This window comes from Pseudarthrobacter sp. fls2-241-R2A-127, assembly GCF_030209355.1.
Taxonomy (GTDB): Bacteria; Actinomycetota; Actinomycetes; order Actinomycetales; family Micrococcaceae; genus Arthrobacter.
In genome coordinates this window covers 84813-107634 of sequence record NZ_JARVSF010000006.1, presented here as the reverse complement: position 1 = coordinate 107634, position 22822 = coordinate 84813, and the positions used below count along the sequence as shown (strand labels likewise).

The window sequence follows — 22822 nt, the reverse complement described above, 5'->3', positions numbered from 1 at the left end:
CGCCCGGCTAGACTCGCCTGCATGGGGGAAAACACCACACCTGGGGAAAACCAACCGTCCAAACGTGCCAAAGTGCCTGCCGCCGTCGTGCCTTTCCTGGGCCTAGCAGCAGTGCTGGCCGGCTGCCTGGTCGCGTACCTGAACCGCGACTTCACCGGCTGGTTTGCCTACGCGGCGTTGAGCAGCCAGCCTTTCACCGCCAACGGCGCTGCGTTCATTACGCAAGGCACCCAGGCGGGCCTGGCGCTCGCAATGGTTGGCCTGCTGGTACTCGCATTCTGGGCCGGACTGGTGGCCGGCCGGCGGAACGGTTCAGGGCCCCGCTAACCGGGGAAAGCCGCGAGGCCCTGCTTGTCCGCGGTGGCAACCGGGATACGGACAGCGGGAAGTTGCTCGAACGCCGGTTTGGCGAACCAATAGCCTTGGAACAGGCGGACGCCGGTTGCCCGCAGGACCAGGTATTCCGCCTCCGTTTCGATGCCTTCGGCGAGGACGGAGATGTTGAGGTTACTGGCAATGGCCACGATGCCGGCCACCACTGCCTGCCGCGCGGGGCTGGCGTCGATGCCGCGGATGAGCTTCATGTCTATCTTGATCAGGTCCGGCTGGAAGTCGACCAGGAGCCCCAGCCCTGCATGGCCGGCCCCGAAATCGTCGATCGCCGTGGTGAAACCGTGCTTGCGGTATTCGGTGATGATGTTGGTCAGGTGGGCCGTGTCCGTGACTTCTTCGTTCTCCGTGAACTCGAACATGATCGAGGACAACGGGAAATTGGCCCGCCCGGCCGCAAGCAGCGTGGCGCGGAGGCAAGCGGCCGGTTCGTAGACCGCGTTCGGCATGAAATTGATGGACAGCATCAGGTCCATGCCGGCCGGAAACAGGCGTGCCGCCAGTTCAATCGCCTTGACGCGGCAATCCTGGTCGAAGCGGTACTTCTGCTCCGGCAAGACCCTCCCCAGGACGTCGTAGGCACCTTCGCCCGCCATGCCCCTGACCAGCGCCTCATACCCCCACACCCGACCGGCCGCAGCGTCATAGATCGGCTGGAAAGCCATGCTGAAGTCGAAATCCAGCCGGGAAGATGTGGTGCAGCCGTCGCATGCCAAAGTGGGGGTCCTCTCAATGGTTACTCAAGAGTAGGGCACAACCGGGCACGTAGCCGTCAGCGCTCCGGGTTGTTGATGGGCTTGTCCAGGGCCAGGCTGATGGTTTGGCCAGGAGCGAGTTCCCCGGCAGGCAGGTCCGAGAAGGCATACCAGGCTCCGCCGGTGCCTTGGCTGGGACGGTTGGCCGATCTGAGCTGAGTCACGCCGAACCGGAAGGACACCTGCTGCTCGGTGTCGCCCGGCGCGGTGGTGTAGGTCTGCGGGATACCCCGGGAATCGGTGGTGAAAGTGCCCTGCGCGCCGTCGATCTTCAGCTCGCCCGGTATAAGCCGGAGCCGGGTTCCCGCAGGGAGGGACTGATCCGCTGGCAGTGACGGGTTGTACAGCAGGATTTGTGCCGTGGTGGAGCGGAAATTGTAGCCAAGGGCGTCGAACGAATCCCCGTCCACCGTGGTGTAGTAGATCGTTTGGCCAAAGGAGTTGTTGACCGATTCTCCTGAGCCGGCCCTGCTGTCCACCGCGTTCTTCTGCAGTTGAAGCACCTTTCCCGCCTGGATGAAGTAGTTGGCGCCCTTTTCATAGGCGAAAGGGACCTTGTTCGCCTCCGCCAGTTGTTCTTCAGTGAGGTTGAACCGGTAGGTGATACCACCAAGGGTGTCGCCGGGCCCAACCGTGTAGCTGGTTGGAATGCCGGCTGCGTCAACGCTGGCCGGGCCGTTTGCTCCCGGCAAGGGCTCGGCAGGAATCAGCCGGAGTCGGGTGCCGGGACTAAGGTCGGCACCCGGCTGCAGACCGTTGAATTGCAGCAACTTCCCCTCTGAGATCTTGTGTGCCGTTGCCACTGAAACAAGGGTGTCGCCCGCTGTGGTGGTGTAGAAGTCCGCGTTACCAAACGAATCGCGTATGGTCTCGCCGCCGGGGGAGGCGCTGGCCGAGGGCGTGGATGGTGCGGAATCGGCCGCGGTGGAGGACGCCGGAGACGTGCACGCTGCGAGGCCGAATGGCAGCAGGGCGGCCAGCGCGACGGGGTGCCAGCGGCGGGGTGTACCGGTGGATTCTCCGGATGACGTTCTGGTTCCCCGCATGAATGTTCCCCCTGTGTGTGTTGGGCCTGGACGCCTTGAGATCCGTGGTTCCGGGCCCAGGGGAGAGCCTAGTTGATGGTACGGAGCTGCGGCGGCAACACGATTGATATGTCGGAAATGTCCGACATATACTCTTCGCGTGCTTCCTGATGTTTTTGCCGCCGTGTCCAACCCGGCGCGGCGCGTCATCCTCGACGAGCTCCGGCAAGGGCCCCGAACGGCGGGTGAACTCACGGGGCTGCTGGACCTCAGCCGCCCGGCGGCATCCGAGCACTTGGCAGTCCTCCGCGAGGCAGGCCTGGTCCGGGAAGAACGCCAGGGCAGGAACAGGGTGTACCACCTCCAGCCTGCCGCCCTCGCCGAGATCGGCGGCTGGGTGAAGAACTTTGAGCACTACTGGAACCAGCGGCTGGATGCACTGGCCGACCTTCTGGACAAGGAGAAACCGTCATGACCGATAACGCCATCCGGCTCGAACGCCGCTTCCCGCATCCCGCCAGGGCGGTCTGGGCCGCGCTCACCATGCCCGAACTGCTGGCACGGTGGTGGGCGCCGGGCAACATCGCACCCGTAGTGGGCCACCGCTTCACCATGGACATGGACTCCTGGGGCCAGCAGCAGTGCGAGGTACTCGCCGTGGACCCGGGCACGTCCATCAGCTTTCTCTTCGCCGAAGGCCAGCTGGACACCACAATCACCTGGCGCCTGGAACCCGTTGACGGCGGCACCATCCTCCACTTCGAGCATGCCGGCTTCCGTCTCGATACCCCCATGGGCCGCCACGCGATCGAAGGCATGGGGAACGGCTGGCCAGGCCTGCTGGCTCGGATTGACGGGCTGCTCGCCGAGGTCTCGTGACGTCTTGGGTGAGCGGACGACGGCGGTCCCCACCCGCCGCAGTCCGCTCCGGTTCAGGGCTGGAACCGGTAGCCGATCCCCGCCTCGGTCAGCAGGTGGCGGGGGTTTCCGGTGTCCGGCTCGAGTTTTCGGCGCAGCTGTGCCATAAAGACGCGCAGGTAGTTTGAGTCCTTGGCATAAGCCGGACCCCACACATCGGTCAAGAGCTGCCGGTGGGTGATCAACTTTTCCGGGTTCCGCACCAGGATCTCCAGGATCTTCCACTCAATGGGCGTCAGCCGGACATCCGCTCCCTCCCGGCTCACCCGGTGCTTGGCCAGGTCCACCGTGAAGTTCTCCGTGACCACCACCGGCTCCGGTGCCTGCAGGTCCGCGGACCGGCGCAGCAGCGCCCGCAGCCGGGCCAGCAGTTCATCCGGTCCGAACGGCTTGGTCAGGTAGTCGTCCGCGCCGGCATCCAGGGCTTCAACCTTGTCCTCCGAGGTATGCCGGGCCGAGAGCACCAGGACCGGGACACGGCTCCATTCCCGCAGTTCCTTGATCACGGTGACGCCGTCGATGTCCGGCAGCCCAAGGTCCAGGATCACCAGGGCCAACGGATTCTGGGTGGCGGCCAACAGGGCAGACCTGCCGTCCACGGCAGTGGCCACCGTGTAGCCGCTGGTTTCGAGGGCAAGCTTCAGGATCCGCAGCAGGTGCGGATCGTCGTCCACTACCAGGACGCCGGTCACTGCTGATCCGCCTTCCACGCCTGAAGCGGAGCCTGGTGGGTCCGGCGGGCCAGGAACGACTGGGGCACTACCGGTGCCTGTCCATGCGGCCCGTCGTCTGGAAATCCGGTGGAAAGCGGCAGCCGTATCACCATGGTCAGTCCTCCGCCCGGGGTCTGTTCCGCAGTCAGTGTGCCGCCCATCGCCTCGGTAAATCCCTTGGCCACGGCCAGCCCCAAGCCCACGCCGGTGGTCTGCGGAATGTCATCCAGCCGCTGGAACGGACGGAACATTTCCACCACTCTTTCTGCCGGGACGCCTTGGCCGTGGTCGATGATGCTGAGCTCCCCGGCCGGTTGCCCCTTCAGGGTAGTGTTGCTAAGCCCGCCGGCACTGCCCACCACGGCAATATCCGAACCCGGCGCGTACTTGACGGCATTCTCCACCACATTGGCGATCACCCGCTCCAGCATCCCGGCGTCCGCCTCGATCTCAGGCATGTTGGGCGGCAGTTCTACCCGCACCCGGCCCGCCGGGACGGAACGGAGGGCCGCAGGAATGACCTCGGACCAGCGCAACGGGCGCAGGAGCGGCTCGGCCCCCGGGGAGCTGAGCCGGGACATGTCCAGCAGGTTCCCCACCAGCAGGTCCAGCCGGTCCGAACACTCGTCGATGGCCTGCAACAGTTCGTGCTCCTGCTCCGGGGCGTAGTGGCGGTCCTTTTGCAGCAGCATCCCCACCGAGAGCTTGATCCCTGCCAGCGGAGTGCGCAGGTCGTGGGACACCGCCCGCAGGATGGAGGTCCGCATGGTGTTGCCCTCCGCCAGGCGCAACACTTCACGGCGGCTGTCCGCCAACTGCTGGCGCTCCAACTGGGCAGCCAGGTGCACGCCGAACGCCGCCAGCAGCCTCCGGTCACCGGCGGGAAGGGCACGGCCGAACAACACCAGCCGCGTGGCCGGGTCGATATTCTCCGTCGTTTCCGTGCCGGCATCCCCGCCGGAACCCGCGCTGCCAAAATCCCGGGTTCCGGACTCGGCCAGCCCCGGGACCTCGCCGGCACTGGCAACCAGCCGCCAGCCCGCCGTCGTCCGCTCATTGCCCTCCGGGCCGCTGCTGTACACAGCTGCTCCGCGCACGCTGAAGACGTCCAGGGCCTGCCGGAGCAGATCCTTCACGCTGTCCTCGGACTTGACGGCTCCACGGGTGAGGTCGGAAAGCGTGGTGGCCTCGGCCCGGGCGCGGGAGGCCTCCTTGGAGCGCCGCGCGGAGAGGTCCACCACCACGGCGACAGCGGCGGAAACCCCCACGAAAACCAGCAGGGAGAAGAAGTTCTGGGGATCGCTGATAGTCAGGGTGCCCACGGGCGGCGTCGAGAAGTAGTTGACCAGCAGGCTGCTCCACAATGCCGCGAGCACCGCCGGCCACAGCCCGCCCACCAGCGCTACCGTGACCGAGCCGGTCAACTGCACCAGGATTGCGGTGGCAACGCCGGGGTCCGGGTTCAGTGCCAGCAGGAATTGCAGGACCACCGGCAGCATCGCGGCAAGGATGAAGCCCACCGTGACGCGGATGCGGCCCAGGTCCCGCTCGCGCCGTGGGCCGGCACCCCGGCCGCCCAGTGGGTGGGACACCATGTGCACGTCGATGTCTCCGGAATCCCGGACAACGCGCGTGCCGATGCCACCGCCCAGAAGCCCGCCCAGCGTGCCGGCGAACTTACCCCGCCGGGAAATGCCCACCACGATCTGGGTGGCGTTGACGCTGCGCGCAAAATCAAGCAGCGCCGCGGCCGGATCCTCGCCGGCCACGATGTGATAGCTGCCGCCCAGGTCCTGGATCAGCCGGCGCTGCGCCTCCAGGGACTGCGGGGACTCGTGGACCACCCCGTCCGCCGCACGGACATGGACTGCCAGCAGGTCCCCGCCGTTGACCCGGTTCAGGATCCTGGCCCCGCGCCGGATCAGGATCTCGCCCTCCGGGCCGCCGGTCAGGCCGATGACCACCCGCTCCCGTGCCGGCCACGTGGCATGGATGTCGTTTTCAGCCCGGTACCTGGCCAGGCCCTCATCAACCCTGTCCGCGAGCCACAGCAAGGCCAGCTCCCGCAACGCCGTCAGGTTACCCAGCCGGAAATAATTGGCCAGGGCAGCGTCCACCTTGTCCGGCGCGTAGATCTTTCCCTCGCCCAGGCGCTGGCGCAGCAGCTCGGGGGAGATGTCCACCAGGTGGATTTGGTCTGCGCGGCGCACCACCTCGTCGGGTACCGTCTCGGCCTGCCGGACCTCCGTGATGGTCCCCACCACGTCCCCCAGCGAGGCGAGGTGCTGGATGTTGACCGTGGACAGCACATTGATGCCCGCGTTAAGGAGCTCGTCAACGTCCTCCCAGCGTTTGGCGTGCCGGCTTCCCGGGACGTTCGAGTGGGCGTATTCGTCCACCACGGCGGTGGCGGGTGCACGGTGGAGGACGCCATCGAGGTCCATTTCCTCGAACTCGGTGCCGCGGTAGGGGAGGCGCCGGGGCGGGACGGTTTCCAAGCCCGCCATCAGGGCGCGGGTTTCGGCGCGGCCGTGGTCCAGGGCGAACGCGATGACCACGTCCTCGCCCCGGTTGGCCAGCCGGTGGGCTTCCTCCAGCATCTCGTAGGTCTTGCCGACCCCGGGCGCCGCCCCGAGGAAGATCCGCAGCGTTCCACGTGCCATGCCGTTATTCTTCCACTTCAACCACGACGCTCAGGACCGCGGTGATCCGGCCGCTGCCACGTCCAGGTTGAGGGCCGTGACGTTGACGGTCGGCTGGCCCAGGAACGCCTCGAGCCCGCTGCTGGTGTTCTTGTCCACCAGTGCCTGGACCACGTCGGGAGCCAGCTGGTGGGCGGCGGCAACACGCGGAATCTGGAGACGGGCGTAGGCGGGGGAGATGCCGGGATCCAGCCCGGATGCGCTGGCGGTGACGGCGTCCGCGGGAACGTCGGACGGCTGCACGCCCTCCGCCCCTGCCACGGCGGCCCGGTTGGCGTTGACCGCATCCGTCAGTTTGGGATCGTTGGGGCCCAGGTTGGAGGCCGACGACGATGCCGGGTCCCAGCCCACCGCGGAGGGACGTGCGTGGAACCAGGCGGGATCCTGCGTGCCGCCGTCGTTCTTCACCTGGGCGATCAGTGCCGACGCCGCCGGGGCGCCGGCACTGTCCCGGATGATGGAGCCGTTGACCTGGTACGGGGCAATCAGCTGCCCGATGCCGAAAACGGCGGCCGGGTAGGCAAGGCCAAGCACCAGGGTGGCGAGGAACAGGAAACGGATGGCCGTTCCTGACTGTCGGAGATAACCGGTGAGCGCGTTCATGGGGTTCCTAGCCGATGCCGGGGATGAGGGAGATGAGCAGGTCGATGATCTTGATGCCGATGAACGGCGCAATGAGGCCGCCGAGTCCGTACACCAACAAGTTCCGGCCCAAGGCCTGGCTGGCCGAAATGGCGCGGTACTTGACCCCGCGCAACGCCAGCGGCACCAGGGCGATGATGATCAACGCGTTGAAGATCACGGCCGACAGGATGGCTGATGACGGTGTGGCCAGGCCCATGATGTTCAACAGCCCAAGCCCGGGGAACGTCGCCGTGAACAGTGCCGGGACGATCGCGAAGTACTTGGCGACGTCGTTGGCCACCGAGAACGTGGTGAGCGCACCTCGGGTGATCAGCAGTTGCTTGCCGATCCCCACGATGTTGATCAGCTTGGTGGGGTCCGAATCGAGGTCCACCATATTCGCGGCTTCCTTGGCGGCCGGGGTGCCGGAGTTCATGGCCACGCCCACGTCCGCCGCCGCCAGCGCAGGGGCATCATTGGTGCCGTCCCCTGTCATCGCCACCAGCCGTCCCGCTGCCTGCTCTTTCTTGATCACCGCAAGCTTGTCCTCCGGGGTGGCTTCGGCCAGGTAGTCGTCCACGCCGGCTTCCGCGGCGATCGCCTTGGCGGTGACGGGATTGTCGCCGGTGATCATGACGGTCCGGATCCCCATTTTGCGCAGTTCGGCGAACCGGGCCTGCATGCCCGGCTTCACCACATCGGCCAGGTGGATGGTGCCCAGCACCCGGGCGCCGGCGGCGCCGGCCGTGGCAACCAGCAGGGGAGTGCCGCCCTGCGAGGAGATGTCCCGTACCTGGCGTTCCACCTCCTCAGGCGTGCGGCCGCCCAGATCGGCCGCGAAACGCCCCACCGTCGATGCTGCGCCCTTCCGGATCATCCGGCCGCCAAGGTCCAGGCCGCTCATGCGGGTGGTGGCAGAAAACGGGACCACGGTCAGTGGCTCCGCGCCCTGTTCCAACTCCGCCAGGTCCGGGCCCCGCACGCCGTGCTCGGCTGCCAGGTCCACAACGGAACGCCCTTCCGGGGTCTCATCCGCCAGGCTGGAGAGCCGCGCCGCTTCAATCAGCTCGGCCCGGTCCACGCCCTCAGCCGGGTGGAAGTGGACGGCGCGGCGGTTGCCGAACGTAATGGTTCCGGTCTTGTCCAGCAGCAGTGACGTGATGTCCCCGGCGGTCTCCACCGCACGTCCGGACGTGGCCAGCACGTTGTGCTGGACCAGGCGGTCCATGCCCGCGATGCCGATGGCAGGCACCAGCGCGCCAATGGTGGTGGGGATCAGGCACACCAGCAGTGCCACCAGGACAATGGGCGACGGCGCCGCGCCGGCAAGGGCCGCGAACGGCGCCAGGGCCATGGTGACCACCAGGAAGACGATGGTCAGCGACACCAGCAGCACGTGCAGCGCGATCTCATTGGGTGTCTTCTGCCGTACCGCGCCCTCCACGAGCTGGATCATCCTGTCGATGAACGTCTGGCCGGGCTCTGCCGTGATCCGGACCACGATCCGGTCCGAAAGCACCCGGGTGCCGCCGGTGACCGAGGAACGGTCCCCGCCCGATTCCCGGATCACCGGCGCGGATTCACCGGTGATGGTTGATTCATCCACACTGGCCACGCCTTCGATGATCTCGCCGTCGGAGGGGATCACATCGCCCGCCTCGCACACCACCACGTCATTCAGGCGCAGTTCCGTACCCGGTACTTCCTTGGTGGTTCCGTCCGGCAGCCTGAGCCGGGCCTGGACTCCCTTGCGGCCGGCGCGGAGGCTGTCAGCCTGGGCCTTGCCGCGGCCTTCGGCGATGGCCTCGGAGAGGGTTCCGAACAGGACGGTGAGCCAGAGCCACGCGGTGACGGCGATCCCGAAGACGGACGGCCGGAACACGGAGATTCCCGTGCAGAGGGCGGCCCCCACCAGGACGGTGAACATGACCGGCGAGTGGATCATCTGGCCCGGGGCCAGCTTGCGGACGGCGAGCGGCAGGGCCGCCGCCACGGCGGGCGTGAGTTTTGCGGGCGTCTTGGTGTGGTGTTTGTGGGCGCCCGGGGTGCCGAGGGGGTTGCCGTCGGCGAAGGTTTGGGTTTCCGCTCCGGGGGCGGTGTCCGTACTGGACCGGGTCATTTCAGGAGTCCTTCTGCGAGGGGGCCCAGGGCCAGGGCGGGGAAGTAGCTCAGGGCGGTCAGGATGACGGTTACGCCCAGCAGCAGCGTGCCAAACAGTGCGCCGTGGGTGGGGACGGTGCCGGTGGACGCGGGGATTTTGGCCTGCCGGGCGAGGGAACCGGCCAGGGCGAGTACCAGGACGATCGGCAGGAACCGGCCCAGCAGCATGGCAACGTCCATTGTCGACGAGAGGTAAGGGCCGGAGGTGGTGATGCCGCCAAAGGCTGAACCGTTGTTGTTGGCGCCGGAGGTGAAGGCGTACAGGACTTCGCTGAACTGGTGCGGTCCGGTGGCCGGAGCGTTGGCCATGGCATCAGGGAGCAGGACGGTGATCCCGGCCAGGGTGAGCACCAGCAGCGGTGTCACCAGGATGTAAAGGGCAGCAAGCTTCATCTGGGTGGGCCCGATTTTCTTGCCCAGGTATTCGGGGGTGCGGCCCACCATGAGGCCGCCGATGAACACGGAGATGATGGACAGGATGAGTAATCCGTAGAGCCCCGAGCCGGTGCCGCCGGGGGCCACTTCACCGAGCATCATGTTGACCATGGCCACCCCGCCGGCCAGCGGCGGCAGGGAATCGTGCGCAACGTTCGCCGCACCGGTCGATGTGAGGGTGGTGGAGGCGGCGAAGATCGCACTTGGCGCCGGGCCGAACCGGCTCTCGAACCCTTCGCCCAGCCCGCCGGCGGCCGCCGTCGCTGTTCCCTGCGCGGTTGCCATCGCCCAGCCGGTCAGCGCCGTCGATGCCAGCCACAGGGTAGCCATGACGGCTGCTACCGTGTGGCCCTGCTTCTGGTCGCCCACCATCCTGCCGAAGGCATAGGGCAGCGCTGACGGGATCAGCAGGATCAGGAAGACCTGGAAGAGGCTGACCAGTGCGCTCGGGTTCTCGAAGGGGTGGGCCGAGTTGGCGTTGAAGTAGCCGCCACCGTTGGTGCCCAGTACTTTGATGGCCTCCTGCGACGCCACCGGGCCGCCCGGGATCACCTGTGAGACTCCGGCAGCGCTGTTGGTGACGTCCGTGGGTGCGAAGTTCTGCACCACCCCGCCGAGGACCATGACCAGGGCGGCGAGGGTGGCCAGTGGGAGCAGGACCCGGAAGGAGGTCCGGGCCAGGTCCACCCAGAAGTTCCCCAGCATGTCCGTCCTGGTGCGGGCAATACCGCGGATGAGGGCCACCGCCACCACAATGCCCACGGCCGCGGAGAGGAAGTTCTGCACGGCGAGCAGCAGCATCTGGACGGCGACGCCCACGGTGGATTCGGGGTTGTAGGCCTGCCAGTTCGTGTTGGTCACGAAGGAAATGGCGGTGTTCATGGCCACCCAGGGATCCACCCCGGGCAGCGCCGGGCCGCCGGGAAACAGGCCTTGTGCCCGTTGCAGGGCGAACACCGCCAAAATCGAGACGGCGGAGAACACCAGGACGCTGCGCAAGTATGCGGGCCAGGTCTGTTCGCTGCCGGCGTCCACTCCGGTGAGGCGGTAGAACAGCCGCTCAGGCCTGCTCGATGCGGTGCCTTCGAAGACCCGCGCAAGGTAGAGGCCCAGCGGCTTGTGGACGGCGGCAAGGGCAACCACCAGGGCCGCCACCTGGATGAGGAAGGAGGGAGTGTTAAAGACCACCGGCCGTTCACCACTTCCCGGGGTTGATCAGGGCGGCCAGCAGGTAGCCGAACAGGCCCAGCCCTGCCAGCAGCAGGATCAGCCACATGATTGCGTCCGCGTTCACTGCCCGTCCTCCGCCTTGTCCTGGCGTGCCGCGGCGGTCAGGAGGTGACCGATCCACATGACGAATCCCATGCAGGCCGCGAAGATTCCAATTACAGCCACGTCGGCCATCAGGTTCCTTTCACTGGTGCCCCGGAAACGGGGCCTGCTTCCAGTGAATCTCCCGCTTTGGCGCTGGGAGGCTGCCCTAACAGATCCTTAATGGCGGGGCCGTGAATCTTAACGCGGATTTAATGCGCGCGAATGTCCGGAGTGGAACGGCGGGTGTGGAAGGCCTGGAGGTCAGGGCCAGTCGGCGCGGGTGAACCGGACCTGGCTGTGCAGCGTGAGGAGGAAATCGGATGACCACTCGGCGACCGTGCGCTCCACGTCCACTTCGGCCGGCGCGGAAACCTGCTGCCCGTCCCGGTTTGTGGTGCCTTGAGGATCTTCGGCTGAGCTTTTCACATGTCCCCCTCGACAAGCCTGTGTGCTCACATTAGGAGCCCGCGAATGCCGTGGGAAGAGGGTTAATCCACCAGCGGGATAAACTTCGCAAATCTTGAGGATCGCTGCTGCTGCGGGAGTGAAGCGGCGTCCGAAGCTCACCTCCCGGCGTGCGAGAAAACAGAGCCAAAGAAGGCGGCAAGAGTCTCCGCTTCAGCCTGTGTTCCGGACTGCGAGGGGGTCATGCTGGCTGCCTCGATCGACAAAGTGCCCCTGCGGGCGCCGGCCTGGACGTGCCATTCACCAGTGCCGTCGGAAAGCTGGTACGCGACGGCGTAGCTCGAATCTGCGGAGACGCTAAGGTTCAACGGGATGACAAGAGCCCACGTCCGGCTGCCACCTCCGGGCAGGCTTTCCTGGACGCTTGTGCAGCCCCCGAGCTGCGCCGCGCGGTCGTCGAAGGGATACGGCGGCGTTTGGGACGAGGGCATGCTGATGACCGTGAAGTCCGTGGAGTCGAGCTTGCCGCCCCCTTGGATTTGGCCTTGCCCGGCAACCGAACCAGCCAGCGCAGCTCTGTAGGACTCGTCGCTGATGGTGCAAGGGGAGCCGGTTGCCGGGGACGTGGCACTGGGCGTAAATCCTGGGGACCCGCCCAGGACCGTCGCCTGCGGCAGGCTCACGGGCTCCCCGTTGGGGCCGGTGATGCCTTTGAACAGGTCCACCAGCTGGGCCGGCGTCATTGAGTTTGCCGGAGGTGCCGACACCGCCGGAGTGCCTTTCAGCGCCTGGTCCAGAAGTTCCTTCGCCAGGGCGGCCATGGCATCAAGGGCAGGCTTGGCGTCAGGTTCCGAGTTGAGGTTCGCGACCGCGAGGCTCAGGCTGATGGACAAGGTTCCGCTCAGGACGCGCAAGCCGACCGAGCCGAAGTCTCCAGGGCCCTTGGGCTTGGTGACCTGCATGAAAGCGTTCTGCTTCTCACCCACCACGGGAGCGGCCAGCAGCTGGACAGCATAAGTCGAGGTGCGCCCGGACTCCGTGTAGGCCAGGTCGAACTGGCCGCAGCGGGACCCGAGATCATCCTGGTAGCCGAAATCCGCAGTGGCGATGGCGTCTTTCTCAGCGCTCCTCAGCACCACCATGATGGTCGTGGTGGGACCGGATTGGCCGGCCGAGGGCGGCATGGCGCCCTCGGCAAAATTGATGCTCTTGTCTGCCCACCGGGTAATGGGATCCGGGGGAATCAGCGCCAGGCACTCACCGGGCGTCGCTTCCATGGTCGTCTTGGGAAGCGAGCCTCCCGTGGCACCGCTGCGCAGGCGTGTTGAATCCTGGGCTGCCGGAAATGGAAGGTTGCGGTTCTGGCCTGCCCCGTTGATGATTGCAGCGAGTTCGGCATCCGTGAACGGCCGGGAGGGCGTTGCTGACGACTCGGTGACGGGCCCCGTGGACTGCGGCGGCGCAGGCTGCGAACTGTTTGGCGTGCTGCTTCCCGACGGCCCGCTTGCCCCGGACGAACACGCCGCCAGGGCCAGTACGGCGGCCATCATGCATCCGAGCCAACGGCGGCTGGTCCCTGCCGGCATCGCGCCACCTTGCCTCTTTCCGCGAGCAGCCAATTCCGGGCTCCTCTGCCGGAACCAACCTAGGCTTGGGGCGCCGGGCAACGCTAGGGCCGTAGGGCCCGGCCGGGTACGGTGCCTCCGGCGACCATAGCGCCGCCCGGTCCCGCCAGCGGGATGATTTCCATCCTTCCGGCGGGGCCGGCCAGCACCAGGACGTGCCGCGCCGCCACGCTGTCCAGCACTGCCGCCGCCTCCACCGTGAGCTCCTCCAGGGAGGGCGGAAGGGCGGACGACGGCGTGGGGCCGGGACCGCCGTCGTCCGCCCGCAGCCAGGTGGTCACCTTGGCGCCCCTGGCGGCGGCCGCGATGCCGCGGGCGAGGGCCTCGGGGTCCACGGCGGCCGCCGGATAGCCGCTGACCAGGGTGATGTGCTCGATCACCCGTTTGCGCGCCGGGGCCGCGGCGGCGAGCAGTGTCCGGTCATGCCGCCACAACGCAAAGTGGTAGCCCGCCACGAGCCCGGCTGCCACCAGGAGGCCCAGGGGTGCGCGGATCCGGTCCAGGACGCTCCCGGCCGTCACGTCACTAAGCAGGAACTCGAAGAGCCGGTAACCGATCACCAGCAGCGTGATCAGTGCAACGACGGCACTCACGCCGAAGAACGCCACCAGGTACACCCGCCGCCCGGGCGGGATCTGGTCCGCCTGCTGCGGCTGGTGGCGCGGCTTCCACGCCAGCCACCAGACCGGCCCGCCCACTGCCAGTGAACTGATGCCGCCAAGGAGCAGCGTTCGGGTGGCGCCGCCCGCCAGCGGAGAGACGGCGGCAGCGAGCAGTGCGTTGACCACCACGCCCACTCCGGAGGCTGCTGACGCCAGGGCAACGGCCGAGGTCACCAGGAGGCTGGCACGCCGGGTTTGGGTGGAACGCTGGACGGATGCGGTGCGGTGGTAGCGCCAGATTACGGCTCCGATGACGGCAGCGGAGAGGGCCGGGGCCAGCGGCTCCAGCAGGGCCGTCAAGGGGTCGGTCCGGTCAAAGGCCAGCCGCAGCAGCACGAACAGGGCCACGCCCATGCCACCCAGGGCGGTGATGCCGGCAACGAAGATGCCGACAGCGATGATGGTGACGTCCACCAGGCCGGTCCGGAACCGCCGGCCGCCCTCGTGGAACCAGTGCCACCACCATACGAACGCTCCGCCGGCCGCCCACAGCACTGACCGGAGGACATCGAACCACCAGGGCTCCAAGGACGCCGCTGCCGTGAAGCCGCGGATGGCAATGTCCAGCAGCGCGCTCAACGCCGCAATCGCCGCGCCGGCGCCGAGCAGCAGGCCAAAGACGAAGCCGACGACGGCCCGCACGTCTTCGAGGTGCGACGACGGCTTGCGGGGGTGCTTCCACATCCACCGGTGCCACACCCAGATGGCCGCCCAGACCAGTCCGTTGGCCAGCGGGGCCGGCCACTGGCTGCCCTGCGCACCGATGAAGGAGGAGGCAAGGTCCAGCAGGGACGTGGTGGCGATGATCAGCGAGACGGCATACATGCCGGTCAGGTAGAGGCCCCAGCCCGCCGCGGTGCGCTCGGCCTCGTCCTCAAGGCGCCGCCACACAAACCACCACAGCAGCAGCGCCAGCGGGCCGCCGATCAGGGTGAAGGCGAGGGAGAGGGCCAGTCCGGCCACATCGCCCGAAACCAGGATGGACGCCGTCCGGAAGAGCCGCTCAAGCAAGCCGCCCAGGCCTGTGGCGGCAATGACCACCAAGGCAAAGAGCAGGCCGTACATGATCAGGCGGCGGAGGGTGGCCAGGCCGCCGCTTGGGGCAGGGGCAACGGTGCCGGCCGGGGCGCTCATGGCTTCGCCGGAACTGCCGTGCAGGCCATCAAGGGGTACGGCACCTGGTCGATCATCCATTGTCCATTCACCTTCAGCAGCGAGAAGGCGTCCTCCATCTCGTACTCGGACGGACCGAACGGGCCGCGTTGGGGGGACTGGACGATCGAGACCCGCACGGTGGCCGAATCGGTGCGCTCCGTCGTCGAAATCAACACGATGCGGGCCGGGCGGGGTTCGCCGGAGGAGGAGCCGTAGCACCTGCTCCGGGCGCCGGCCGTCAGGAATGTCTCCGCGGCCGGAATATCGCCGTCGATCACTGCCGTGCTGTAGCGCTGGACCACTCCTGCGGGGCTGGCCTGGTCCAGCGGGGCCGGCTGGCCGCGGGTGAACACCACCGCCAGGGCAACCACCACCAGCAAGGCCACGACGCCCACCAGTGCGAGGAGGATCCGGTCCGGTCTTCGTGCTGTGTGGTCCATGGCACGAGTATGGATCCGTGCAGCCGCTTCCACCTGTGCCTTTGGGCCCGTCCTGGGCGCGGCTTAGGGGCGATATTCAACATAATTAAGAAAAAGCGTTGACTGGGTCTAAATCTTCACTATAGTTATGTGAGTTAGCTCACCCAGTGAAAGACAATCGATGACCACCGAGAGTAGCACCACCGCACCTCCAGCCACCAGCGAACTGCTGGCAACGGTTGGAAACAAGGTGCGGTCCATGCGCAAGGAGAAGGGCATGACCCTCGCCAAGCTCTCGGAGATCACCGGACTCAGCCAGGCGATCGTCAGCCAGATCGAACGCGGCATGGCCAACCCGTCCTTCACAACCCTTGCCCAGCTGGCCCATGGACTGGACATTCCCGTGGGAAGGTTCTTCATCGGCCAGGAACAATCCAAATCCCCCGTCGTGCGCAGGTCTGCACGGCGCAACCTGAACAACGTCACCCGCGAATCCGTGGGCGAAGCAGTCCACGAACTGCTCACCCCGGACCGCGACGGCACCATCGAAGCGCAATGGATCAGCACGCCCCCAGGGCACGACACCAGCGCAACACCCTTTACCCACAGCGGGGAAGAGTTCTGCTACATCATCTCGGGCCGCAAGGACGTCTACTTGGACGGCGTCTGCTACAGCCTGGAAAAGGGCGACTCCATCACCTACCCGGCAGAAACCCCGCACTGGTACAAGAACAGCTACGAAGAGGTATGCGTAGCCATCTGGGTGAACGCACCACACAAGTGGTAGGCGTCCCGGCCCCCGCCGGCGCCGACGCGCACCCTTAACTGCCCGGACCCGCAGTGGCCCCGGACAATCCTTGCCACCTTCGCAGCATGCGCCTCCTCCAACAGGCGCCGCTGCGTCATACCCTCCTGCGCCCTTCCCGGCGCCAGCGTAAGGACACTTCCATGCTCGACATCCAAGCGACGGACAATGCCGTCCCGTCACCCCGTTCCACCACCTCATCCCCCCGCAACCGCGAAAAGTTCACGCCCGAAGTCCGCAAGGGACTCCTGGGCCTTGGCCTGGGCAACGCCCTGGAATGGTACGACTGGATGGTCTTCGGCCTCCTGTCAGCCTTCATCGGCCCGAACTTCTTCCCCAACGACGAGCCGCTCTCGGCCACCCTGAACGCCTTGGCCGTGTTCGCCGTCGGATTCGCCTTCCGTCCGCTGGGCGGGATCCTGCTGGGCACGCTCGCGGACCGCATCGGCCGCCGCCGCGTGATGCTGCTGTCCATCATGCTGATGGCCGGCACCACCCTGGTCATCGCCATCACGCCCAGCTACGCCACCATCGGGGCCTGGTCCGGGATCATCCTGGTGGCCTGCCGCGTCCTGCAGGGCATCTCCACCGGTATCGAAGCGCCGCTCTCCACGTCCCACGCGGTGGAACTCGCCCCGGAAGGCCGCGAAGGCTACGTGGCCGGCATCATGTCTTTCTACGTCAACATCGGCATCCTGCTCGCCTCCCTGGTCAGCTTCGTCTGCAGCCTGCTGATCGGCGGCGCGGCCATGGGGGAATGGGGCTGGCGCGTCCCGTTCATCATCGGTGCCGTATTCGGGTTCGTGGTGCTCTACCTGCGCCGTTCCCTGCCCGAAACCCTGAAGGCGGAGGAAATGGCCTCCACCACGGCAAAGTCCGTATGGTCCGGCGTCGGAAAGCACTGGCTCTCCGTCCTGGCCATCGTGTTCGTGGTGGGCGCCGCCCAGGCCTACAACTACGCCTGGAACGTGGGCCTGCCCAGCGCCGCACGCAGCGGCTTCAAGGAAGACCCCACGGCCGTCTTCGCGCTGACCACCGCCCTGGGCGCCATCCTGGTGCTGGGCAGCTGGCTCATTGGCAAGTTCGCCGACGGCAAGTCGATGTCCCGCTGGTTCCTGGTGACCCGCGTCCTGGCCATCCCGTCCGTCTTCCTGATGCTCCTGTATGTTCAGCCCGGAATCGGCGGATTCGCGGCAGTCCTGCTGGGCGGCTCCATCGTGCTGGTCCTGAACATGACCCTCTACAACGTGGTCAGCTCGTCCCTGATGCCCAAGAACATCCGCGGCACCGGCGTGGCACTCGGGTACGGCATCGGCGTCGCCATCTTCGGCGGAACCGCCTCCTACCTGCTGGTATGGCTGCAGTCCGTGAACCTCACCTGGGTCTTCCCGGTCTACGTGGCCGTCCTCTCCATCCTCAGCATCGTTTTCTACCTCGCCGCCCGCCGCTCCAACGGCATCTTCGTCGGAAAGTAAGGACTTACCCCATGAACAACACGGCTTCCTTCAGTGCGCCCAAAATTGGGTCCCTGGAGCTGAGTACCACCACGGCGGACCTCACCGCCCCCGTGATCTCCCGCTCCGACGTCCTGGTGGTAGGCGGTGGCCCCGCCGGCGTCGCAGCCGCCGTCACCGCCGCTCGTGCCGGTGCCAAGGTCACGCTCCTGGAGCGCTACTCCTCCCTGGGCGGCCTGGCCTCCGGCGGCATGGTGCTGGTGCTGGACGACATGATCAACGGCCAGGACATCACGGTCACCGGCATCGTCTCCGAATACGTGGAGCGGCTGCAGAAACTGGGCCTGGCCATCGTCCCGCCGGCCGAAGACCGCCGAACCTCCGAGGAACTCTGGAACAAGTGGGGCCGCTACGGCACCTTCGACTTCCACTCCCACACCACCCCCAAGCCCATCTGCTACGCCGCAGCGTTCGATCCCGACGGCTGGAAGCGGGTCTCCAACGACCTCGTCCGCGAAGCAGGCGTGGACCTTCGGCTGCACTCCTGGTTCTCCCGCCCCATCGTGGACAACGGCGTGATCAAGGGCGTGGTCTGCGAGACCAAGCTTGGACCCCAGGCCTTCACCGCGGACGTGGTCATCGACACCACCGGAGACATCGACGTCGCCTCCCGCGCCGGCGCCGCCTACGCCAAGGACAACTACCTCACCACCCTGGTGTTCCGGCTGGGCAACGTGGACACCGCGGCCGCCGAGGCCTTCGAACAGGCCAACCCCAAGGAAGCCCGCGCCATCAACCGCAAGATCAAGCGGCTGCTCGGCGGCGCCTGGGAACTGTGGTGGCTCAAGACGCCCATCGAGGGCGTGGTCTGGTGCAACGCCCCGCACATGACCGGGTACGACGGCGTGGACCCGGCAGACATGACCGCCGCTGAATTCGCTGCCCGCGACAAGATCTCCGAGGCCGTGGACTACGTCCGCGCCAACCTCCCCGGCTTCGAAAAGTGCTACATGCTGGACGTCGCCTCCCAGATGGGCGTCCGCCAGACCCGCCTGCTGCAGGGCGAATACGTCATGACCAAGGAGGACGTCACCTCCCGCCGGCACTTCCAGGACAGCGTGGCCCGCGGCCGGGACTACTACTACCCCTACCGCTCGCTGCTGCCCAGGGAAGTGGACCAGCTGCTGGTGGCGGGCCGCCACTACTCCGCCACCCCCGAGGCCCAGAAGATGTCCCGCGAAATTCCGCCGTGCATGGCCATGGGCCAGGCCGTCGGCGTCGCCGCCGCGCTCGCCGTCCAGTCCGGCGTCCTGGTCCGCGATGTCGCGGCAGCGGACATCCAGCAGGGCATGCGCCGGCACGGCGCGGACCCCGGCGACGTCCCGTCGTCGAACGCCACCCTTGACGCTGAAGCAGCGGTCCTGGCATGAGCGCCGCAACGGTAGAGCGGGTGGAGGAACGTACGACGACGGCGGCACGCGCCGCGGCGGCCACCCCGCCAACCCCGCTGCCGCTGGACGGCATCAAGATAGTGGACTTCACCCAGGTGTTCATGGGTCCGTCCTGCACCCAGCTGCTGGGCGACTACGGCGCGGACATCATCAAGGTGGAACGCCCCGGCGCCGGGGACATCTCCCGCAACTCCTTTCCTGACAAGGACGGCCAGGACAACCCGATCTTCCTGTCCATCAACCGGAACAAGCGAAGCGTCTCCATTGACACCCGCACGGAGGAAGGCCGCAACGTCCTGCACGCCATCATGGCCGACGCGGACGTGGTGGTCAGCAACTTCCGCTCCGGCGTCATGGAACGGATGGGCTTCGGCTACGAGGAGCTCAAGGCGGAAAACCCGGGCATCATCTGGGCCTCCGGCACCGGCTTCGGTCCGGTGGGGCCGTACTCGCACAAGGGCGGCCAGGACGCGATCGCGCAGGCCTACTCCGGCGTGATGTGGCGCCGCGAATCCGATGACCAGAAGCCGGCCATCTACCCCACCACCCTCTGCGACTACATCACCGGCATGCACCTGATGCAGGGCATCATGCTGGCCCTGCGCACCCGGGAAACCACCGGCACCGGCCAAAAGGTGGAGGTGACCATGTACGACTCCATGCTGCACCTGCAGATGCAGGAGGCATGCATGCAGCTCAACCGCGGCTACGAGGTCAACTGGGGCGCCATGCCGCTGAGCGGGGTCTTCGAAACCACCGACGGCGCGGTATGCATGGTGGGCGGCTTCACCCCGGACCCGCTGGCCCGCATCTCCGAGGCCCTGGGCCTGGACGAGGACCTCACCGAACGCCCCGGGTTCGCCACGCTGGAGCAACAGTTCAAGAACAAGCCGGCACTGCAGGCCATCTTCCGGGAACGGTTCGCCGCCAACACCACCGACTACTGGACCGGCAAGCTGGAGGAACAAGGGCTGCTGAACGCCCCCGTCCATACCCTGGAACAGGCCCTCGCCGACGCCCAGACCGAGGCCAACGGCATGATCGTTGAAGCGGAACATCCCGGCGTGGGCACGGTGAAGATGCTGAACGCCCCCATCCGGCTCTCCGCCACTCCGCCGAGCGTCCGCCGCGTGGCCCCGCGACTGGGCGAGCACAACGTGGAGGTCCTGCTGGAAAACGGCTTCGACGAGGCCACCATCAAGCGCCTGCAGGAACTCGGGGTGCTCCGGTGACGGTCGTGGCGGAGCGGGTTGACGAGGTCACCCTGAGGATCACCGACGGCGTCGCAACCGTCACCATCGACCGGCAACACGTTCTCAACGCCGTGGACGGCACGGCCCAGGCCAGGCTCAACGCCATCTGGGAGCAGCTCGAGGCTGATCCGGACGTCCGCGCAGTGGTCATCACCGGCGCCGGCCCCCGGGCGTTCTGCGTGGGCGCGGACATGTCCGCGTCCGCCGTGGACAAGACGGGCCTGGAATACTGGGCCGGCCTGGACCCCAACGGTTTCGGCGGACTGAGCCTGCGGACCACGCTGGATATCCCCGTGATTGCCAAGGTGAACGGCTACGCATTGGGCGGGGGCATGGAAATTGTCCTGGGCGCGGACATCGTGGTGGCAGCGGACAGCGCAAAGTTCGGCTTGACGGAGCCGCGAGTCGGGCGGTTGGCGCTCGACGGCGGCATCCACCAGCTGGTGCGCCGGATCCCACACACCCAGGCGATGGGCATGCTGCTCACCGGCCGGAAGGCGGACGCAGCCGAGATGCAGGCCATGGGCCTTGTCAACGAGGTGGTGCCGGCGGGAGAGCTCGACGCCGCCGTGCAGCGCTGGGTGGACCAGGTCCTGGCCTGCGCCCCCACCTCGGTGCGGGCCGTCAAGCAGATGGTGACCCGGACCGGGCACCTCACAGCCGCGGAGGCACGCGGCCTGCGGCTGCCGGCCCTGATGGCAGCCCTGGACAGCGAAGACTCCGCCGAAGGCGTCCGCGCCTTCCAGGAAAAGCGGAAACCGGCCTGGCCCGGAAAGTAGGAACAGCCCTCAGATGAACAACAAACCAAGGGAGAACCCGATGCGGGAGTCATTGACGCCGGGCGTGTGGGGCGTTGTTGCCACACCGTTCCAGGGCAGCACGCTGGACGTGGACCTGGACAGCCTCTCAGACCTCGTGGAGCGCTACGAAGCCATCGGTGCCACCGGCCTGACCGTCCTGGGCGTCTTCGGTGAGGCGGCCGCGCTGACGCCGGAGGAGCGCCGCCAGGTCCTGGAAATCGCCGTCGAATGCACGGACCTGCCCCTGGTGGTGGGTGTTACAGCCCTGGCCACGCGGCCCGCGATCGAGGAAATCCGCGCCGCGCAGGACGTTGCCGGGCCGCGGCTGGCCGCTGTGATGGTGCAGGCCAACTCGCCCAAGCCCGAGGTGGTCAGCGCCCACCTGGACGCCATCCACCGCGCCACCGGAGCCAAGGTGGTGCTGCAGGACTACCCGTTGGCCAGTGGCGTCGCCATCTCCACCGCGGCACTGGTCGCCGTGGTCGCGGCAAGCCCCTGCGTCATCGCCATCAAGGCTGAGGCGCCGCCCACCAGCGTGGCCATCGCCGAGCTTCACGCCGGTACCGGGGTCTCGGTATTTGGCGGACTCGGTGGCCAGGGGCTGCTGGACGAGCTCCTGGCAGGCGCTGCCGGGGCCATGACCGGTTTTTCCTACCCTGAGGCCCTGATCGCGTGCGTCCGCGCCTGGCAGGAGCAAGGGTATGCGGCTGCCGCCGGGCAGCTGGTGCCCTACCTTCCGCTGATCAACTTCGAGCAGCAGGCCAAGGTGGCCCTGGCCATCCGCAAGGAATGCCTCCGGGAGCGGGGCTGGATCAAGGACCCGGGGGTCCGTGCGCCGGCTGCCGGCTTCCCGGAAAGCCTGCGGCACGCCATGGAGGTCCATCTCCGCGAAGCCGCGATCGCCCTGGACTCCAACCGCACCCTCGCCCCTGCCGGGAGGAACTGATGGACCTGGGAATCGCCGGCAAGACGGCACTGGTGGCCGCCTCCACGGGCGGACTGGGACTCGCCGTGGCCCGCGCGCTCGCCGCGGAAGGTGCCAAGGTGGCCATCGTGGGGCGCCGCGGCGTCCGGGCCAAGGAGATCGTGGAGGAGTTGGAGGATGCTTTTGGTGCCCTGCCGGGCTTTGCCGCCATCGCCGTTGAGGCTGACCTTACCGGCACTGAAGGCGTCGAGGCCGCTGTAGCGCAGGCCGAAGCCGGCCTGGGGCCAATCGACATCCTGGTCCTCAACGGCCCCGGCCCGAAGCCCGGAGCCGCCGCGACCCTGGGCAGCGAGGACATCGCCGCGGCCTTCGACCTCCTGGTCAAGCCGCACCACGCCCTGGTGTCGCGAACCCTTCCGGCCATGCGGGAACGGCGGTGGGGGCGGATCCTTGCCCTCGGCTCCAGCGGCGTCGCCGCACCGCTGCCCAACCTGGCCGTCTCCAATATTGGCCGCGCCGCCCTGGCCGGCTACCTCAAAACGCTGGCCGCCGAGGTAGCCCTGGACGGGGTCACGGTAAACCTGCTCCTGCCCGGCAGGATCGCCACGGACCGCGTCGCCGAACTGGACCAGGCAGCGGCAAAGCGGCGCGGGACCACGCTGGAGGACATCCGGCTGGAATCCCGCAAAACCATCCCCGCCCGCCGCTATGGCGAGCCCGCCGAATTCGGTGCGGCTGCCGCCTTCCTCTGCAGCGCCCCGGCGTCGTACATCACCGGCGTGGCACTGCGGTGCGACGGCGGACTTATCCGCAGCCTCTAGCCCCAACCTCC

The 22822-nt window shown here is 67.3% G+C and carries 22 protein-coding genes; 10 read left to right on the top strand and 12 right to left on the bottom strand.

Going from position 1 to position 22822, the window contains the following annotated elements; all coding sequences use genetic code 11:
- Positions 1-21: 21 nt before the first annotated feature.
- Positions 22-327 carry a hypothetical protein gene (locus tag QRN53_RS03665; protein WP_285242667.1) on the top strand — a complete coding sequence of 102 codons (306 nt, stop codon included), beginning with the start codon at positions 22-24 and terminating at the stop codon, positions 325-327.
- On the opposite strand, the gene QRN53_RS03660 is transcribed toward QRN53_RS03665, so the two are convergent.
- Together QRN53_RS03660 and QRN53_RS03655 are read right to left on the bottom strand one after the other, a co-directional pair.
- Positions 324-1055 (bottom strand): EAL domain-containing protein, encoded by a 732-nt coding sequence (locus QRN53_RS03660; RefSeq protein WP_285242666.1) that lies wholly within the window; start codon positions 1053-1055, stop codon positions 324-326. The two genes, QRN53_RS03665 and QRN53_RS03660, sit on opposite strands and share 4 nt — an antisense overlap.
- A 107-nt stretch (positions 1056-1162) precedes the next feature.
- The gene (locus QRN53_RS03655) at positions 1163-2191 is read right to left on the bottom strand and encodes a LysM peptidoglycan-binding domain-containing protein (RefSeq protein ID WP_285242665.1); all 1029 of its coding nucleotides are present in this window, start codon (positions 2189-2191) and stop codon (positions 1163-1165) included.
- A 139-nt stretch (positions 2192-2330) separates the two neighbouring features.
- Here QRN53_RS03655 and QRN53_RS03650 point away from each other — a divergent pair, with 139 nt between their 5' ends.
- Together QRN53_RS03650 and QRN53_RS03645 are read left to right on the top strand one after the other, a co-directional pair.
- Entirely contained in the window at positions 2331-2645 is a 315-nt protein-coding gene (locus QRN53_RS03650) for an ArsR/SmtB family transcription factor (RefSeq protein ID WP_285242664.1), read from the top strand.
- Entirely contained in the window at positions 2642-3049 is a 408-nt protein-coding gene (locus QRN53_RS03645; RefSeq protein ID WP_285242663.1) for an SRPBCC family protein, read from the top strand. Before QRN53_RS03650 ends, QRN53_RS03645 begins: the two co-directional genes overlap by 4 nt.
- Before the next feature lie 53 nt (positions 3050-3102).
- Here QRN53_RS03645 and QRN53_RS03640 read toward each other — a convergent pair whose 3' ends face one another.
- The 10 genes from QRN53_RS03640 to QRN53_RS03595 all read right to left on the bottom strand — a co-directional run bounded on the left by QRN53_RS03640 (position 3103) and on the right by QRN53_RS03595 (position 15323).
- A complete protein-coding gene (locus QRN53_RS03640) occupies positions 3103-3780 on the bottom strand; it encodes a response regulator (protein WP_285242761.1) in 678 nt (225 codons plus the stop codon).
- Entirely contained in the window at positions 3777-6464 is a 2688-nt protein-coding gene (locus tag QRN53_RS03635; RefSeq protein WP_285242662.1) for a DUF4118 domain-containing protein, read from the bottom strand. The genes QRN53_RS03640 and QRN53_RS03635 overlap by 4 nt, the downstream gene beginning before the upstream one ends.
- Positions 6465-6494: 30 nt before the next feature.
- Entirely contained in the window at positions 6495-7106 is a 612-nt protein-coding gene (locus tag QRN53_RS03630; RefSeq protein ID WP_285242661.1) for a potassium-transporting ATPase subunit C, read from the bottom strand.
- A 7-nt stretch (positions 7107-7113) separates the two neighbouring features.
- On the bottom strand, positions 7114-9246 hold the full coding sequence (gene kdpB, locus QRN53_RS03625; protein ID WP_285242660.1) for a potassium-transporting ATPase subunit KdpB: 2133 nt from the start codon (positions 9244-9246) through the stop codon (positions 7114-7116).
- A complete protein-coding gene (gene kdpA, locus QRN53_RS03620) occupies positions 9243-10910 on the bottom strand; it encodes a potassium-transporting ATPase subunit KdpA (protein ID WP_285242659.1) in 1668 nt (555 codons plus the stop codon). Before kdpA ends, kdpB begins: the two co-directional genes overlap by 4 nt.
- A 7-nt stretch (positions 10911-10917) precedes the next feature.
- The gene (locus tag QRN53_RS03615) at positions 10918-11016 is read right to left on the bottom strand and encodes a potassium-transporting ATPase subunit F (protein ID WP_285242658.1); all 99 of its coding nucleotides are present in this window, start codon (positions 11014-11016) and stop codon (positions 10918-10920) included.
- Between the two features lie 281 nt (positions 11017-11297).
- A complete protein-coding gene (locus QRN53_RS03610; RefSeq protein WP_285242657.1) occupies positions 11298-11462 on the bottom strand; it encodes a hypothetical protein in 165 nt (54 codons plus the stop codon).
- 137 nt (positions 11463-11599) lie between these two features.
- Positions 11600-12991, bottom strand: a complete 1392-nt coding sequence (locus QRN53_RS03605; RefSeq protein WP_285242656.1) for a hypothetical protein — start codon at positions 12989-12991, stop codon at positions 11600-11602.
- Positions 12992-13110: 119 nt separating this feature from the next.
- On the bottom strand, positions 13111-14922 hold the full coding sequence (locus QRN53_RS03600) for a DUF5671 domain-containing protein (protein WP_502934814.1): 1812 nt from the start codon (positions 14920-14922) through the stop codon (positions 13111-13113).
- Entirely contained in the window at positions 14859-15323 is a 465-nt protein-coding gene (locus tag QRN53_RS03595; protein WP_285242655.1) for an LpqB family beta-propeller domain-containing protein, read from the bottom strand. Before QRN53_RS03595 ends, QRN53_RS03600 begins: the two co-directional genes overlap by 64 nt.
- Positions 15324-15483: 160 nt before the next feature.
- Between QRN53_RS03595 and QRN53_RS03590 the strand changes: the two genes are divergently transcribed.
- From QRN53_RS03590 to QRN53_RS03560, 7 genes are all read left to right on the top strand, one after another.
- A complete protein-coding gene (locus QRN53_RS03590; protein WP_285242654.1) occupies positions 15484-16089 on the top strand; it encodes a helix-turn-helix domain-containing protein in 606 nt (201 codons plus the stop codon).
- 161 nt (positions 16090-16250) lie between these two features.
- Positions 16251-17582: an MFS transporter gene (locus QRN53_RS03585; protein WP_285242653.1), complete on the top strand. Its 1332-nt coding sequence runs from the start codon at positions 16251-16253 to the stop codon at positions 17580-17582.
- A gap of 11 nt (positions 17583-17593) precedes the next feature.
- Positions 17594-18991 carry an FAD-dependent oxidoreductase gene (locus QRN53_RS03580; protein WP_285242652.1) on the top strand — a complete coding sequence of 466 codons (1398 nt, stop codon included), beginning with the start codon at positions 17594-17596 and terminating at the stop codon, positions 18989-18991.
- A complete protein-coding gene (locus QRN53_RS03575; protein WP_285242651.1) occupies positions 18988-20244 on the top strand; it encodes a CaiB/BaiF CoA transferase family protein in 1257 nt (418 codons plus the stop codon). The genes QRN53_RS03580 and QRN53_RS03575 overlap by 4 nt, the downstream gene beginning before the upstream one ends.
- Positions 20241-21044 carry an enoyl-CoA hydratase-related protein gene (locus tag QRN53_RS03570; protein WP_285242650.1) on the top strand — a complete coding sequence of 268 codons (804 nt, stop codon included), beginning with the start codon at positions 20241-20243 and terminating at the stop codon, positions 21042-21044. Before QRN53_RS03575 ends, QRN53_RS03570 begins: the two co-directional genes overlap by 4 nt.
- Before the next feature lie 13 nt (positions 21045-21057).
- Positions 21058-22011, top strand: a complete 954-nt coding sequence (locus QRN53_RS03565; protein WP_285242649.1) for a dihydrodipicolinate synthase family protein — start codon at positions 21058-21060, stop codon at positions 22009-22011.
- Positions 22011-22811 (top strand): SDR family oxidoreductase, encoded by an 801-nt coding sequence (locus tag QRN53_RS03560; protein WP_285242648.1) that lies wholly within the window; start codon positions 22011-22013, stop codon positions 22809-22811. The genes QRN53_RS03565 and QRN53_RS03560 overlap by 1 nt, the downstream gene beginning before the upstream one ends.
- Positions 22812-22822: the final 11 nt, after the last annotated feature.

What these genes read in the sequence shown, in the direction of transcription:
- QRN53_RS03665 (WP_285242667.1), top strand. Translation starts at nt 22, where the DNA reads ATGGGGGAAAACACCACACCTGGGGAAAACCAACCGTCCAAACGTGCC.
- QRN53_RS03660 (WP_285242666.1), bottom strand. Translation starts at nt 1,055, where the DNA reads ATGGCTTTCCAGCCGATCTATGACGCTGCGGCCGGTCGGGTGTGGGGG.
- QRN53_RS03655 (WP_285242665.1), bottom strand. Translation starts at nt 2,191, where the DNA reads ATGCGGGGAACCAGAACGTCATCCGGAGAATCCACCGGTACACCCCGC.
- QRN53_RS03645 (WP_285242663.1), top strand. Translation starts at nt 2,642, where the DNA reads ATGACCGATAACGCCATCCGGCTCGAACGCCGCTTCCCGCATCCCGCC.
- QRN53_RS03635 (WP_285242662.1), bottom strand. Translation starts at nt 6,464, where the DNA reads ATGGCACGTGGAACGCTGCGGATCTTCCTCGGGGCGGCGCCCGGGGTC.
- QRN53_RS03630 (WP_285242661.1), bottom strand. Translation starts at nt 7,106, where the DNA reads ATGAACGCGCTCACCGGTTATCTCCGACAGTCAGGAACGGCCATCCGT.
- kdpB (WP_285242660.1), bottom strand. Translation starts at nt 9,246, where the DNA reads ATGACCCGGTCCAGTACGGACACCGCCCCCGGAGCGGAAACCCAAACC.
- QRN53_RS03605 (WP_285242656.1), bottom strand. Translation starts at nt 12,991, where the DNA reads ATGATGGCCGCCGTACTGGCCCTGGCGGCGTGTTCGTCCGGGGCAAGC.
- QRN53_RS03600 (WP_502934814.1), bottom strand. Translation starts at nt 14,922, where the DNA reads ATGGATGATCGACCAGGTGCCGTACCCCTTGATGGCCTGCACGGCAGT.
- QRN53_RS03595 (WP_285242655.1), bottom strand. Translation starts at nt 15,323, where the DNA reads ATGGACCACACAGCACGAAGACCGGACCGGATCCTCCTCGCACTGGTG.
- QRN53_RS03590 (WP_285242654.1), top strand. Translation starts at nt 15,484, where the DNA reads ATGACCACCGAGAGTAGCACCACCGCACCTCCAGCCACCAGCGAACTG.
- QRN53_RS03585 (WP_285242653.1), top strand. Translation starts at nt 16,251, where the DNA reads ATGCTCGACATCCAAGCGACGGACAATGCCGTCCCGTCACCCCGTTCC.
- QRN53_RS03580 (WP_285242652.1), top strand. Translation starts at nt 17,594, where the DNA reads ATGAACAACACGGCTTCCTTCAGTGCGCCCAAAATTGGGTCCCTGGAG.
- QRN53_RS03575 (WP_285242651.1), top strand. Translation starts at nt 18,988, where the DNA reads ATGAGCGCCGCAACGGTAGAGCGGGTGGAGGAACGTACGACGACGGCG.
- QRN53_RS03565 (WP_285242649.1), top strand. Translation starts at nt 21,058, where the DNA reads ATGAACAACAAACCAAGGGAGAACCCGATGCGGGAGTCATTGACGCCG.
- QRN53_RS03560 (WP_285242648.1), top strand. Translation starts at nt 22,011, where the DNA reads ATGGACCTGGGAATCGCCGGCAAGACGGCACTGGTGGCCGCCTCCACG.